The sequence below is a fragment of the Streptomyces himastatinicus ATCC 53653 genome (assembly GCF_000158915.1).
GTDB lineage: Bacteria > Actinomycetota > Actinomycetes > Streptomycetales > Streptomycetaceae > Streptomyces > Streptomyces himastatinicus.
On sequence record NZ_GG657754.1, the window covers coordinates 4,774,242 to 4,787,890 of the forward strand.

The 13,649-nt window shown below is 70.6% G+C and carries 11 protein-coding genes and 1 rRNA gene (1 of these 12 only partly in view); 5 read left to right on the top strand and 7 right to left on the bottom strand.

What is annotated here, in order from left to right; genetic code table 11:
* Positions 1–313 (bottom strand): 16S ribosomal RNA (locus SSOG_RS19905) (it extends 1,156 nt beyond the left edge of the window).
* 750 nt (positions 314–1,063) lie between these two features.
* On the opposite strand from SSOG_RS19905, the gene trpS reads away from it, so the two are divergent.
* Positions 1,064–2,083, top strand: coding sequence for a tryptophan--tRNA ligase (gene trpS, locus SSOG_RS19910; RefSeq protein WP_009716046.1), 1,020 nt, complete (start codon positions 1,064–1,066; stop codon positions 2,081–2,083).
* 45 nt (positions 2,084–2,128) lie between these two features.
* On the opposite strand, the gene proC is transcribed toward trpS, so the two are convergent.
* Positions 2,129–2,938, bottom strand: coding sequence for a pyrroline-5-carboxylate reductase (proC, locus tag SSOG_RS19915; protein ID WP_009716047.1), 810 nt, complete (start codon positions 2,936–2,938; stop codon positions 2,129–2,131).
* Between the two features lie 521 nt (positions 2,939–3,459).
* Between proC and SSOG_RS19920 the strand changes: the two genes are divergently transcribed.
* On the top strand, positions 3,460–3,804 hold the full coding sequence (locus SSOG_RS19920; protein WP_245606332.1) for a hypothetical protein: 345 nt from the start codon (positions 3,460–3,462) through the stop codon (positions 3,802–3,804).
* A 235-nt stretch (positions 3,805–4,039) separates the two neighbouring features.
* Positions 4,040–5,548, top strand: coding sequence for a SulP family inorganic anion transporter (locus SSOG_RS19925; RefSeq protein ID WP_009716049.1), 1,509 nt, complete (start codon positions 4,040–4,042; stop codon positions 5,546–5,548).
* Positions 5,549–5,619: 71 nt separating this feature from the next.
* Here the strand turns inward: SSOG_RS19925 and SSOG_RS19930 are convergent, their stop codons facing one another.
* A complete protein-coding gene (locus SSOG_RS19930; RefSeq protein ID WP_050799905.1) occupies positions 5,620–5,895 on the bottom strand; it encodes an SH3 domain-containing protein in 276 nt (91 codons plus the stop codon).
* A 145-nt stretch (positions 5,896–6,040) separates the two neighbouring features.
* On the opposite strand from SSOG_RS19930, the gene SSOG_RS19935 reads away from it, so the two are divergent.
* Positions 6,041–8,260, top strand: coding sequence for a protein kinase domain-containing protein (locus SSOG_RS19935; protein WP_039938134.1), 2,220 nt, complete (start codon positions 6,041–6,043; stop codon positions 8,258–8,260).
* Here SSOG_RS19935 and ilvD read toward each other — a convergent pair whose 3' ends face one another.
* The 4 genes from ilvD to SSOG_RS19955 all read right to left on the bottom strand — a co-directional run bounded on the left by ilvD (position 8,261) and on the right by SSOG_RS19955 (position 12,731).
* On the bottom strand, positions 8,261–10,111 hold the full coding sequence (gene ilvD, locus SSOG_RS19940) for a dihydroxy-acid dehydratase (protein ID WP_009716052.1): 1,851 nt from the start codon (positions 10,109–10,111) through the stop codon (positions 8,261–8,263). It lies immediately after the preceding gene.
* A 154-nt stretch (positions 10,112–10,265) separates the two neighbouring features.
* Complete coding sequence (locus SSOG_RS19945) at positions 10,266–10,904, bottom strand: TetR/AcrR family transcriptional regulator (protein ID WP_009716053.1); 639 nt, start codon at positions 10,902–10,904, stop codon at positions 10,266–10,268.
* Positions 10,901–11,746, bottom strand: coding sequence for a sugar phosphate isomerase/epimerase family protein (locus SSOG_RS19950; protein WP_009716054.1), 846 nt, complete (start codon positions 11,744–11,746; stop codon positions 10,901–10,903). The genes SSOG_RS19945 and SSOG_RS19950 overlap by 4 nt, the downstream gene beginning before the upstream one ends.
* A 55-nt stretch (positions 11,747–11,801) precedes the next feature.
* The gene (locus SSOG_RS19955) at positions 11,802–12,731 is read right to left on the bottom strand and encodes a Ppx/GppA family phosphatase (RefSeq protein WP_009716055.1); all 930 of its coding nucleotides are present in this window, start codon (positions 12,729–12,731) and stop codon (positions 11,802–11,804) included.
* A gap of 85 nt (positions 12,732–12,816) precedes the next feature.
* Between SSOG_RS19955 and SSOG_RS53720 the strand changes: the two genes are divergently transcribed.
* The coding region (locus SSOG_RS53720) for a DUF3109 family protein (RefSeq protein ID WP_086015798.1) at positions 12,817–13,649 on the top strand (833 nt) is incomplete at its 3' end.

Sequence of the window (13,649 nt, forward strand, 5' to 3'; positions counted from 1 at the left end):
CCCAGTGTGGCCGGTCGCCCTCTCAGGCCGGCTACCCGTCGTCGCCTTGGTAGGCCATCACCCCACCAACAAGCTGATAGGCCGCGGGCTCATCCTTCACCGCCGGAGCTTTCCATCACCAGACCATGCGGCCGGTGATCATATCCGGTATTAGACCCCGTTTCCAGGGCTTGTCCCAGAGTGAAGGGCAGATTGCCCACGTGTTACTCACCCGTTCGCCACTAATCCACCCCGAAGGGCTTCATCGTTCGACTTGCATGTGTTAAGCACGCCGCCAGCGTTCGTCCTGAGCCAGGATCAAACTCTCCGTGAATGCTTCCAGGTAATCCTGGTTACACATCACGAGAGCGGAACCACCGGAGGAATAATCCGGATGGTTCACAGCGTCCTCGCTGTGTGTTTCTTCAAAGGAACCTCGACCACATCATGTGATGCGGACGGGGTATCAACATATCTGGCGTTGACTTTTGGCACGCTGTTGAGTTCTCAAGGAACGATCGCTTCCTTTGAAACCGTATCACCGGTTTCTCCGGGCTTTCCCTCCGGGCCTTTCGGCCTTTCGTGTTTCCAACCTTACCAGATCCGTTTTCCGTTCCGTTTCCGGTCCGAATTCCGTTTCCGGCCCCCTGTTGGAGCGGGGTGTTTCGCGCCTTCCGGCGTGTCCACCACTTTAGCGGATTCCCCCGGAAGCTCATAATCGAGCTTTTCGGTCCGGATTTCGGCATGCCGAAGTCGTTCCCGATTGGGGGTCGTGCAGAGTGGTTTGCCGCCGGTGCGGCTCGAGTGGCTGTCCCGTTTCCCTGCGGGCTCCGTGACAACTCGAAGAACTCTACACGACGCCCCGACGGCCTTCAAACCGGTGCCGGGGCGCCCCCGTGGGCGTACTCTCAGTGGCATGACGAAGCATGCGCACCTTGCCCAGTGGTGGCCCGCCTGACGGCGGCCGCCCCCAGCGCATGCACTTCCACGGCCGCCGCTCCGGCGGCCGTTTTCGTATCTGCTCCCTCTCGCGGAGCCGGCCGTCCGGTCCGGCGGTCCCGAGACAGCGGGAGAGAGCACACCCATGGCACACACCACGACGGCACGTCCCCGGATCTTCAGCGGGGTCAAGCCGACCGGGCATCTGACCCTCGGCAACTACCTGGGCGCCCTGCGCCGGTGGGTCGAGGAGGACCAGTACCGGGCCGACGCGCTGTTCTGCGTCGTCGATCTGCACGCGCTGACCGTTGAGCACGATCCGGCGCGGGTGCGACGGCTGACCCGGCAGGCGGCCACGCTGTTCCTGGCGGCCGGTCTGGATCCGGCGCACTGCACGCTGTTCGTCCAGAGTCATGTGGACGAACACGCACGGCTCTCCTATTTGATGGAGTGCACGGCCGCGGACGGCGAGATGCGGCGGATGATCCAGTACAAGGAGAAGGTCGCGCGGGAGTCGGCGCGGGGCAGGAGCGTACGGCTGTCGCTCCTCACCTATCCGGCGCTGATGGCGGCCGACATCCTGGCGTACGGGACGAACGAGGTGCCGGTCGGGGACGACCAGACGCAGCACGTGGAGCTGACGCGGGATCTGGCGCGGCGGTTCAACCAGCGGTACGGGCCGGTCTTCACCGTGCCGCGGGCGACGCCGCCGCCGGTGGCGGCGCGGGTGATGGACCTTCAGGACCCGCTGTCGAAGATGGGGAAGTCGCACGCCGAGGGCCGGGGCATCGTCTATCTGCTGGACGAGACGGATGTCGTGCGCAAGAAGATCATGCGGGCGGTCACGGACAGCGGCAGCGACGTCCGCTACGACCGGGAGGAGCGGCCCGGGGTGTCGAACCTGCTGGATGTGCTCGCGGCGTGCACCGGGGGCAAACCGGAGGTGCTGGCCGAGGAGTACACCTCGTACGGGGCGCTGAAGGGCGCGGTGGCCGAGGCGGTGGTGGAGGTGTTGCGGCCACTGCGGGCCCGGCACGCCGAGTTGAGCGCGGACCCGGGGTACGTGGACGGGGTGCTGCGGGCCGGGGCCGAGCGCGCCCGGGCGCTGGCCCGGCCGCGGGTCGACGCCGCCTATGCGGCGGTAGGGCTGCTGCCGCCGGCCTGAGCCGGAGCCGTCGGGCCCCGGCTCGGCACCGGGGCCCGGGCGGGGTCAGCCGTTGCCGGAGGCCAGCTCGCGGCTGCGGTCGCGGGCCGCCTCCAGGGCGGCGATCAGGGCGGCGCGTACGCCGTGGCTCTCCAGTTCGCGGATGGCGCTGATCGTGGTGCCCGCGGGGGAGGTCACGGCCTCGCGCAGCGCGACCGGGTGCTGGCCGCTGTCGCGCAGCATCGTCGCGGCGCCGATCGCCGCCTGGACGATCAGGTCATGGGCCTTGTCGCGGGGCAGCCCGAGCAGGATTCCGGCGTCCGTCATGGCCTCGACGAGAAAGTAGAAGTACGCGGGACCGGAGCCGGAGAGGGCGGTCGCGGCGTCCTGCTGGCTCTCCGGGACGCGGAGCGTCTTGCCGACGCCGCCGAAGATCGCCTCGGCGTGGACGAGGTGCTCCTCGCCGGCGTGGCTGCCCGCCGAGATGACGGACATGGCCTCGTCGACGAGGGCGGGGGTGTTGGTCATGACGCGCACCACGGGGGTGCCGACGGCCAGGCGCGCCTCGAAGAAGGAGGTCGGGATGCCCGCGGCGCCGGAGATGACCAGCCGGTCGGCGGGCACGTGCGGGGCCAGCTCGTCCAGCAGCGTGCCCATGTCCTGCGGCTTGACGGTGAGGATGAGGGTGTCGGCGGCCTTGGCGGCCTCGGCGTTGGTGACGGCCTCGACGCCGTAGCGGGACCGCAGTTCCTGGGCGCGCTCCGGGCGGCGGGCGGTGACCAGCAGATCGGTCGGTTTCCAGCCACCGCGGATCATCCCGCTGAGCAGGGCTTCGCCGATCTTTCCCGTGCCGAGTACGGCGACCGTCTCCGTCATAGTGCGGCTCACCTCGTGCGTTGCTGCAATGGATGGACGTCTCTCATCCTCGCACCGGGGGCCGGGCGCCACAGCGCACTACGGCGATCACTGCTGACCGGAACCGCTGAGCGACTTCCTGAAGAGCGCTTCAGGACTTCAGGCTGCGTTCAGGTTCGGTCCGGCAACGTAGTGGGGGTCGGAAGGGCACGACAGGGCTCGCCGACAGAAGCACGCCGCGCCACGAACGGAAGGAACCGTCCCCATGCAGCCCACCGCCCGATTATTCATTGTTCGATGAATAAATATTTTTTCGGCTCCTTCGGACGGCCCGGCGTGACCCGATCGCTTGTGAGCGCTGGCGTCCGCCGGGGCGACCGGAAGGAAACCGTCCTGTTCGACGCCTCTCTATTCACAAGTTGGTTACATATCGACTTGCAAATGGTCACGGGCTTCTGGACACAATGGAGTTGAGTGTCTATACGTACAGGAGGGAGGCGATGGTGAGGACGGTCCGGCATACCGCTCGTGGGCTGCTAGCCGTGGTATCCGTTCTGCTCGCCCTCTTCATCGCCGCGGACTGCACGTCCGCGCAGGTCACCCATCCTGAAACGATCAGCTCGACCGCGTCCGCCGACCCCAAGCCGATCATCAAGGCGCTCTCCACCCACCATGACAGCGGGGTGGAGGACTGCAAGGGGCTCCGCAATGGACGGGCACCGCTGACCGCACCCACACCGAGCGGCAAATACGGATGTGTGTGCGGATGCGACGCGGGTGTGCGGATGCCGCGCACCGCGATCAGCACATCCCTGACGGGACGAGAGGCCGTACCGGTCTCGAGATCGGGCGAGTTGCCCGTCGTTCACCAGATTTTCCGCTGCTGAGGGCTGCACCGTCATATGCCGACGGCTCATGACGGCTCATGACGGCTCATTCTGCGCGCCCTCGCGCGCCTCATTTCACGCTTCCTCACGCCTTGTGTGAGCAAGCGAGCTTCACCGCCAGCGACCGATTCCATCGATCCCACTGACGATGTGCTACGCCGTGCCCCCGCCTGCCCAGAGCCGGTGACGGGGCGCACTGGAGGCAACCCTCATGCGAAATTCTCTTCTTTCCCGAATGCGCGGCGCCGGCGGCGCCGCGGGCTCTTCCCCCGGCGCCGGGACGTTCCGCGCCGACTTCACCGCTTCTCTCGTCGTCTTCCTGGTCGCCGTGCCCCTGTGCGTGGGCGTGGCCGTCGCCTCCGGCGTCCCGGCCGAGCTGGGCCTGATCACCGGCATCGTCGGTGGTCTGGTCACCGGCCTCCTGCCGGGCAGCAGCCTCCAGGTGTCGGGCCCCGCCGCGGGGCTGACGGTGCTGGTCTACGAGGCGGTCCAGGAATACGGCGTCGCGGCGCTGGGTGTGATCGTCCTGGTGTCCGGACTGCTCCAGCTGGCGATGGGCGCCCTGGGGCTGGGCCGCTGGTTCCGGGCGATCTCGCTCGCCGTGGTGCAGGGCATGCTGGCCGGTATCGGCCTCGTACTGATCGCCGGGCAGCTCTACGCGCTGGCCGACGCGAAGGCCCCGAGCAGCGGGCTCGACAAGATCTTCGGGATTCCGGAGCTGATCGGCGATGTGGCCGGGTCGAGCGACTCGCTCACGGCCGTGGCCATCGGCGTCGGAACCATCCTGGTCCTGGTCTTCTGGCCGCGCTTCCGCCAGGGCGCCAAGGTGCTGCCCGCTCCGCTGGCCGCGGTCGCCCTCGCGACCATCGCGACGGTGAGCTTCGATCTGCCGGTCGCCCGCGTCGAGGTCAAGGGTCTGCTGGAGGCCATCCAGCCCCCCGGCCTGGATCAGGTCACCCAGATGGCCGAAGTGGGTGTGATCGGGACCATTCTCGCGTTCACCCTGATCGCTTCGGCGGAGAGCCTGTTCAGTGCGGCGGCCGTGGACCGGCTGCACGACGGCCCGCGCACCGACTACGACAAGGAGCTCATGGCGCAGGGCGCCGGTAACGCGGTGTGCGGTGCGCTCGGCGCGCTGCCGATGACCGCGGTGATCGTGCGCAGCTCGGCCAATGTGTTCGCCGGTGCCAAGACGAAGCTCTCGCGCATCCTGCACGGTGTGTGGCTGCTGGTCTTCGCCGTCCTCTTCCCCTCCGCGCTGGGCATCATCCCGGTCGCGACGCTCGCCGGTGTGCTGGTGCACGCGGGCTGGAAGCTGATCCCCACCAAGGAGCTGCTGCCGCTGTGGCGGGAGCGCCGGGGCGAGGCGATCATCCTGATCGTCACCGCCGGGGCCATCGTGATCACCAACATGTTCGAGGGCGTCATCATCGGTCTGCTGATGTCGGTCGCCAAGACCGCCTGGGAAACCTCGCACGTCCACATCGACGTCAAGGGCCGCGACGACGCCGAGGACCAGCCGATCAAGGTGCGGGTGCTCGGCAACGCGACCTTCCTCCGGCTGCCCAAGCTGCTGGACGAGCTGGAGTCGCTGCCCCGTGAGCGGGTCGTGGAGCTGGACCTGAGGGGACTGCGCCATGTGGACCACGCCTGCGAGATGGCGCTGGCCACCTGGACCGAGCGGCACAACGCGGTGGTCCGTCACGCGGAAACCGCCGACGAGGACACGAAAGTACCGGCGTAACACCTGAACGGCACAGCCCAGCCCCGGGCCCTCGGCGCATCCCGCGCCGGGGGCCCGGGGCTTTTGGCGGGTCAGCCGCAGGAGACGGTGACGAAGCCGTCGCTTCCCGTCTTCACGTACGCGTCGGAGACGTACTGCCCCGGCGCGATGCAGTCCCAGATGTCCGTCGAGCCGTACGGACCGGACACCCGCTGACCGTGGGTCTGGCAGCGGATCGCCACCCGGGTGTTGGCCGGCAGCTTCTTGACCAGGGTGTATCCCGTGCCGGGACCGCTGCGGACGTTCACCTGGTAGCCGGGCGCGGTCGGGTACGTGACGGCTTGCGCGACAGTGTCTTCGATGGCCATGTGGCCTCTCCCCCGTTGAACTACGTTCCGACGTAGTGCACATGTCGGATTAAGTGACACGACATGCGGAGGTTAACAAGCTTCGTACGCATCATCGACTAGGCTCGCCGAGTCGCTTAGCGGTCCGAATACACGGGGGTGGGGCATGCCGCCGGGGCGCGGAGCCGGGACGGGGCCGGAAACGGAAGAGCCCGAGTACGCCGGGCAGTATCGGCTGGAAGCACGCCTCGGCTCCGGAGGCATGGGCGTCGTCCACCTGGCCCGTTCGGCGTCGGGGCGACGGCTCGCGGTGAAGGTCGTGCATGCCGAGTTCGCCGAAGACCCGGAGTTCAGGGCGCGGTTCCGGCAGGAGGTGGCGGCCGCGCGGCGGGTCAGCGGGGCGTTCACCGCGCCCGTCGTGGACGCCGACCCCGAGGGCGTACGGCCCTGGATGGCCACCACGTACATCCCCGGCCCGACCCTCGCCGAACACGTCAAGCGGAACGGCTCGTTGAGTCCGGACGAGGTGGTGGCGCTGGCGGCCGGGCTCGCGGAGGCGCTGCGCGACATCCACCGGGTGGGCGTCGTCCACCGCGACCTGAAGCCGAGCAACGTACTGCTCGCCGCGGACGGGCCGAAGGTCATCGACTTCGGGATCTCCCGGCCGTCGGACAGCGAACTGCGTACCGAGACGGGCAAGTTGATCGGTACGCCGCCGTTCATGGCGCCCGAGCAGTTCCAGCGGCCGCGGGCGGTGGGCCCGGCGGCGGATGTGTTCGCGCTGGGGTCGCTGCTGGTGCACGCGGCGACGGGGCGGGGGCCGTTCGAGTCCGAGAGCCCGTACATCGTGGCGTACCAAGTGGTGCACGACGAGGCGGATTTGGCGGGCGTGCCGGACGAACTGCTGCCGCTGATCGAGCGCTGTCTCGCCAAGAACCCGGCGGAACGGCCCACCCCGGACGCCCTGATGACCGTGCTGCGGGCGGTCCGCGGGCCCCAGCCGCCGGAGGCGCGGGGCCCCGCCCCGGTGGCGCTTCCGGCGCAGCGGGTGGCGGAGCCGGTGGTGGTGCCTGAGCCTGAGGTGGCACCTGAGCCTGAGCGGATACCCGGGCCTGAGGTGGTACCCGAGCCCGAGGCCGCGCCCGAAGTGGCCGGCGCCCCCGCGCCGCGGGGGCGCCGGGGTGTGCGGCGATGGGTCCCGGCGGCGCTCGCCGCGCTGGTCCTGCTGGGCGCGGGCACGGTCGTGGGACTGGGCCGGCTGAACGAGCGGGAGTCCGACGCGGAGCGGCAGCCGCAGAACAGCGCCGCCGCCACCGCGTGGCGGCCGTGGGAGCGGGAGCTGCGCGGCGGGGCGGCGGCCAAGGGCGCGCGGCCCGCGTCCTGTTCGTACGGGGACGGAGCGCTGTACTGCGCGGCGCGTGGCGTCCAGGCCGCCCGGATCGACCCCGCCGACGGCCGGGTGGTGTGGTCGCGCCCGGCCGCCACGAGCCGCCCCGGCGAGGGCACCCCCGCCGCGCCGGTCCCGGCGGGCGGTCTGGTGCGGGTGATGTCGCCGGACGGGACGCGGCTGGAGGCGCTGGATCCGCGTACCCACCGGGTGCGGTGGAGCCGTGAGGTGTCCGCGTACGGCGGCCGGGTGTACTCGGCGGGCGACACGGTGCTGCTGGGCGCGGCGGACGGCACCGTCACGGCGGTGAACGGGGCGACGAACCGGGAGCGTTGGAGCCATCCGCTGCCCGGGCACGCCGAGCCGAGCTTCTTCTCGTACGGCGACGGCCGCACCGCGTACGCCCTCACCACCGCCCCGGACGGTGGGCACACCCTGGTCACCGCCATCGACACGGTGCGCGGTACGACGCGCTGGCACCGCTCGCTCTCCGGCACCCTCACCCCCGTCGGGGCGGGTCCGGACGGCGTCCTCCAGCTGACCGAGGCCGACGACCAGAACCGCACCGTCGCCGTCGTCCGCTACGACCCGGCGCGGCGGGCGGAGCGGCGGTCCGAGCTGACCGCGCCGGTGTCCCTGAGCGCCGCCACCGTACGGGGCGACCGGGTGTATCTGCTGGGCGAGGACGGCGGGTTGGTGGCCGTCGACACGGGGCACGGGGCGCAGCGGTGGCGGATGGAGACCTCGGTGGCCAACGCCTCGCCGCTGGTGGCCTCGGGCGAGCGGCTGTACTTCTCGTCGGCGGACGGCCGGCTGCTGGCCGTGGACACGCGGCGCGCCCGCCTGCTCGGCCAGACCCGCCCCCGCGCGGACCGCCCCGGCGGCCAGGGCTTCCTGGCCCTGATGCCCGCGCCGGTGACGGCGGCGGACAAGGTCTTCGCGACGGCCCCGGACGGCACGGTGTTCGCCGTGGACGCCCGGGACCCGGCGCGCTGGTGATCAGCCGAGGCGGGTGACGTCCCGCACGGCGCCCTTGTCCGCGCTGAGCGCCATCGCCGCGTAGGCGCGCAGGGCGGTGGAGACCTTGCGCTCGCGGTCCTTCGGGGCGTAGACGCCGCCGAGGGCCTCGCGGCGGGTGGCCAGCTCCTCCTCGGGGACGAGGAGTTCCATCGTGCGGGCCGGGATGTCGATGCGGATCCGGTCGCCGTCCTCGACCAGGGCGATGGTGCCGCCCGAGGCCGCCTCCGGGGAGGCGTGGCCGATGGACAGGCCCGAGGTGCCGCCGGAGAAGCGGCCGTCGGTGATCAGCGCGCACGCCTTGCCCAGGCCCCGGCCCTTGAGGAAGGAGGTGGGGTAGAGCATTTCCTGCATACCGGGGCCGCCCTTGGGGCCCTCGTAGCGGATGACGACGACGTCGCCCTCCTTGACCTGCTTGTTCAGGATCCGCTCGACGGCCTCCTCCTGCGACTCGCAGACGACGGCCGGGCCTTCGAAGGTCCAGATCGACTCGTCGACGCCCGCGGTCTTCACGACGCAGCCGTCCTCGGCGAGGTTGCCGTAGAGGACGGCGAGGCCGCCCTCGGTGGAGTAGGCGTTGGCGACGTCGCGGATGCAGCCGCCTTCGGCATCGGTGTCCAGGGAGTCCCAGCGCTCGGACTGGGAGAAGGCGGTCGCGGAGCGGACGCAGCCGGGCGCGGCGTGGAACAGCTCGACGGCCTCGGCCGACGGCGAACCGCCGCGGATGTCCCACTGCTTGATCCAGTCGGCGAGCGAGTCGGCGTGCACGGAGTGCACGTCCTCGTTGAGGAGGCCCCCGCGGTACAGCTCGCCGAGGATGGCGGGGATGCCGCCCGCCCGGTGGACGTCCTCCATGTAGTAGACGCCGCCGGGGGCGATGTTGGGCGCGACCTTGGACAGGCAGGGCACCCGGCGGGAGATGCCGTCGATGTCCTGCATGTCGAAGTCGAGCTCGGCCTCCTGGGCGGCGGCCAGCAGGTGGAGGATCGTGTTGGTGGAGCCGCCCATGGCGATGTCGAGGGCCATGGCGTTCTCGAAGGCGGCGCGGGAGCCGATGTTGCGCGGCAGGACGGTCTGGTCGTCCTGCTCGTAGTGGCGCTTGGTGATCTCCACGACCGTGCGCCCGGCCGTCTCGTACAGCTCCTTGCGGGCGGTGTGGGTGGCCAGCACCGAGCCGTTCCCCGGCAGGGCGAGGCCCATCGCCTCGGTGAGGCAGTTCATCGAGTTGGCGGTGAACATGCCGGAGCAGGAGCCGCAGGTCGGACAGGCGTTGTCCTCGATGAGGGCGATGTCCTCGTCCGAGACCTTGTCGTTGACGGCCTCGGAGATCGCGGTGATCAGGTCGAGCTTGCGGACCGTGCCGTCGACCAGGGTCGCGCGGCCGGACTCCATGGGGCCGCCGGAGACGAAGACGGTCGGGATGTTGAGCCGCATCGCGGCCATCAGCATCCCGGGCGTGATCTTGTCGCAGTTGGAGATGCAGATCAGCGCGTCCGCGCAGTGCGCCTCGACCATGTACTCGACGGAGTCGGCGATCAGGTCGCGGGAGGGGAGGCTGTAGAGCATCCCGCCGTGGCCCATCGCGATGCCGTCGTCGACGGCGATGGTGTTGAACTCGCGCGGGATGCCGCCCGCCGCGTGGACCGCCTCGCTGACGATCCGGCCGACCGGCTGGAGGTGGGTGTGACCCGGCACGAACTCGGTGAAGCTGTTGGCCACGGCGACGATCGGCTTGCCGAAGTCCTCACGCGCTACGCCGGAAGCCTGCATAAGGGCGCGGGCGCCCGCCATGTTGCGGCCGTGGGTGACGGTGCGAGACCTCAGCTCGGGCACGGTACTCGGCTCCCTCGTAAGTGCGTCCTGCGAAATCGGACCGATCGGACCTTGAGAATCGGATCGGAGTCTTCTGACTCTACGCCTGTGCGGCCCGAATCCCGATGCGGTGTCCGGATCCAGAGACGGTCGGCTCACAGTGCGGAATCACGGGTTACTTCTCGGTGAGATACCGCTGAAGTGTCGGCCCCACCATGGCGATGATCTCGTCCACGGTCGCCGAGGCCACCGGCTCCATCTTGATCACGTACCGCAGCATCGCGACCCCGATGATCTGGGCCGCCGCGAGCTGGGCCCGGAACTTCGGGTCCGGCACGTCCAGGTCGCGCGCCATCCGCATCAGCAGCCGCCGCTCGATCAGCCCGCGCAGTACGGCGGCGGCCGCCTCGTTCGTGAGCGCGGAGCGCATCACCGCCAGCAGGGGCAGCCGGGAGACCGGGTTCTCCCAGGTGGCGAAGAAGTAGCGGGCCATCCGCTCGCCCGCGCCCTCCGGGCTGCCGCCGTGCACCGCGTCCGGGGCGCCCATGGCGGGCGCCAGGATCAGTTCGATCGCCGCGCCGAAGACCTGCTCCTTGGTGCCGAAGTAGTGGTGCACCAGCGCCGGGTCCACCTCGGCGGACTTGGCGATGCCGCGGATCGAGGTCTTGTCGTAGCCGCGCTCGGCGAACTCGTTGCGCGCCGCGGTCAGGATCCGGTCGCGGGCCCCGGGTCCTTCGGCCGCGCTGCCGCGGGCCGGGCGGCCGCGGCCGCGCCGGGGCCCCGTGGCGGGCGGCTGGGGCGTGGCGGGGGTCACTTCCGGCGCACCGCCCTGCCCGTCCGGGAGGCCGGGGTCGGGGAGGCCAGATGGAGGCGGGTGAAGGCCAGCGCCTCCGCGAGGTCGGCCTCGCGCTCGGCCTGGGACATGGCCCGCCGGGTGTTCACCTCGACCACCACATGGCCGTCGAAGCCGGTCCTGGCGAGACGTTCCAGCAGCTCCGCGCAGGGCTGGGTGCCGCGCCCCGGCACCAGGTGCTCGTCCTTGTTGGAGCCCTGGCCGTCGGCGAGGTGGAGATGGGCGAGCCGGTCGCCCATCCGGTCCACCATGTCCAGGGCGTCCGTACGGGAGGTCGCGGTGTGCGAGAGGTCGATCGTGAAGTGCCGGTAGTCGTCCTTGGTGACGTCCCAGTCCGGCGCGTACGCCAGCATCTCCCGGTCGCGATAGCGCCACGGGAACATGTTCTCCACCGCGAACCGCACCTCGGTCTCGTCCGCCATCCGCCAGATTCCGCGTACGAACTCGCGGGCGTACGACCGCTGCCATCGGAACGGCGGGTGGACGACGACGGTGGACGCGCCCAGCCGCTCGGCCGCCGCCTTGGCCCGCTGGAGCTTGACCCACGGATCGGTCGACCACACCCGCTGAGTGATCAGCAGACATGGCGCGTGCACGGCAAGGATCGGCACCCCGTGATAATCCGAGAGGCGGCGCAGCGACTCGATGTCCTGGCTGACCGGATCGGTCCACACCATGACCTCGACACCGTCGTAGCCCAGCCGCGCGGCGATCTCGAAGGCCGTCGCCGTCGACTCCGGATAGACCGAGGCGGTGGACAGGGCGACCTTCGCATCCGGGATGCGCACCACTGGCTCTGTCACGAGGGACAGCGTACGGCCGCTGCTCTGTGCGACTAAACCGCGACTGCGGATCACGTCATGTGGGCAGGTGGTCCAGGCGGCGCAGAATGACCCCCTCGCGCAGCGCCCACGGGCAGATCTCCAGCACGTCGACCTCGAACAGATCCATCGCGGCCTCGGCCACCAGCGCCCCGGCCAGCAGCTGCGGGGCCCGCCCCTCGGACACCCCCGGCAGCTCGGCCCGCTCCTCGGTGGGCATGGCCGCCAGCCGGGGCACCCACTCCTCCAGCGCCTTGCGGGTGAGCCTGCGCTCCACGTACAGGCCCTCGGCGGAGCGCGCCGCGCCCGCGATCCGGGCCAGCTGCTTGAACGTCTTGGAAGTGGCGACCACCTGGTCCGGCGTGCTGTGGCGGCTGAAGTCGCCCACGACGCGGGCGATCTCGGTCCGCACATGGCGCCGCAGCGCGCGGACGTCCTCCGGGTCGGGCGGATCGCCCGGCAGCCAGCCGGCGGTCAGCCGGCCCGCGCCCAGCGGCAGCGACACGGCCGCGTCGGGCTCCTCGTCGAGGCCGTACGCGATCTCCAGCGAACCGCCGCCGATGTCCAGCAGCAGCAGCCGCCCCGACGACCAGCCGCACCAGCGGCGGGCGGCCAGGAAGGTGAGCCGGGCCTCGTCCTCGCCGCTGAGCACGCGCAGCCGTACGCCGGTCTCCTCGGCCACCCGGGCGAGCACGCCGTCGGCGTTGGCGGCCTCCCGGACCGCGGAGGTCGCGAACGGCAGCACCTCCTCGACGCCCTTGTCCTCGGCCGCCTCCAGCGCCTCCTTCACCACGGCGATCAGCCGGTCGACGCCTTCGGAGCCGATGGCTCCGTCGCCGTCGAGGAGTTCGGCCAGCCGCAGTTCCGCCTTGTGGGAGTGGGCGGGCAGCGGGCGGGCGCCCTGATGTGCGTCCACCACCAGCAGATGGACCGTATTCGAACCCACGTCGAGGACACCGAGTCTCATGGCCAGAACGCTACTGCGCGCCTGGCGTGGTCATGCACGGGATCCCGTCCCCGGGGCTTTCACTTCGGGGGCATACCCTTGCACCGTGGCAATGACGAAAAAGGCGAAGCAGGACAAAGTCCGGAAGAACGCCCCGGGAGCGGAGCAGGTCCCGTCCCCGGCGGACCCGCCCGCGGACGAGGTCGGCCTGGACTTCGCCCGCGCCTGGGTCGAATTCCCCGACCCCGCCGACGAGGAGCAGGTCTTCCGCTGCGACCTGACCTGGCTGACCTCGCGCTGGAGCTGCGTTTTCGGCCAGGGCTGCCAGGGCATCCAGGCCGGGCGCGCGAGCGACGGCTGCTGCACCCTGGGCGCGCACTTCTCCGACGAGGAGGACGAGGAGCGGGTCGCCCGCCATATGGCCCGGCTCACCCCGGAGGTCTGGCAGTTCCACGACGAGGGCCACGCCCGGGGATGGGTGCAGGAGGACGAGGACGGCGACCGCCAGACGCGCCGCTACGACGGCTCGTGCATCTTCCAGAACCGCCCCGGTTTCGCGGGCGGCGCGGGCTGTGCGCTGCACATCCTCGCGCTGCGGGAGGGGCGCGAACCGCTGGAGACCAAGCCGGACGTCTGCTGGCAGCTGCCGGTGCGGCGGTCGTACGAGTGGATCGACCGCCCCGACGACACCCAGGTGCTCCAGATCACGATCGGCGAATACGACCGCCGGGGGTGGGGCCCGGGCGGGCACGACCTGCACTGGTGGTGCACGTCGGCGGTGTCGGCGCACGGCGCGGGGGATCCGGTGTACGTGTCGTACCGGCCGGAGCTGACGGAGCTGATGGGCAAGGCCGGGTATGACCGGCTGGCGGAGCTGTGCGAGGCGCGGTTGGCGGCGTCGCTCCCGCTGGTGGCTCCGCACCCGGCGGACCCGACGGG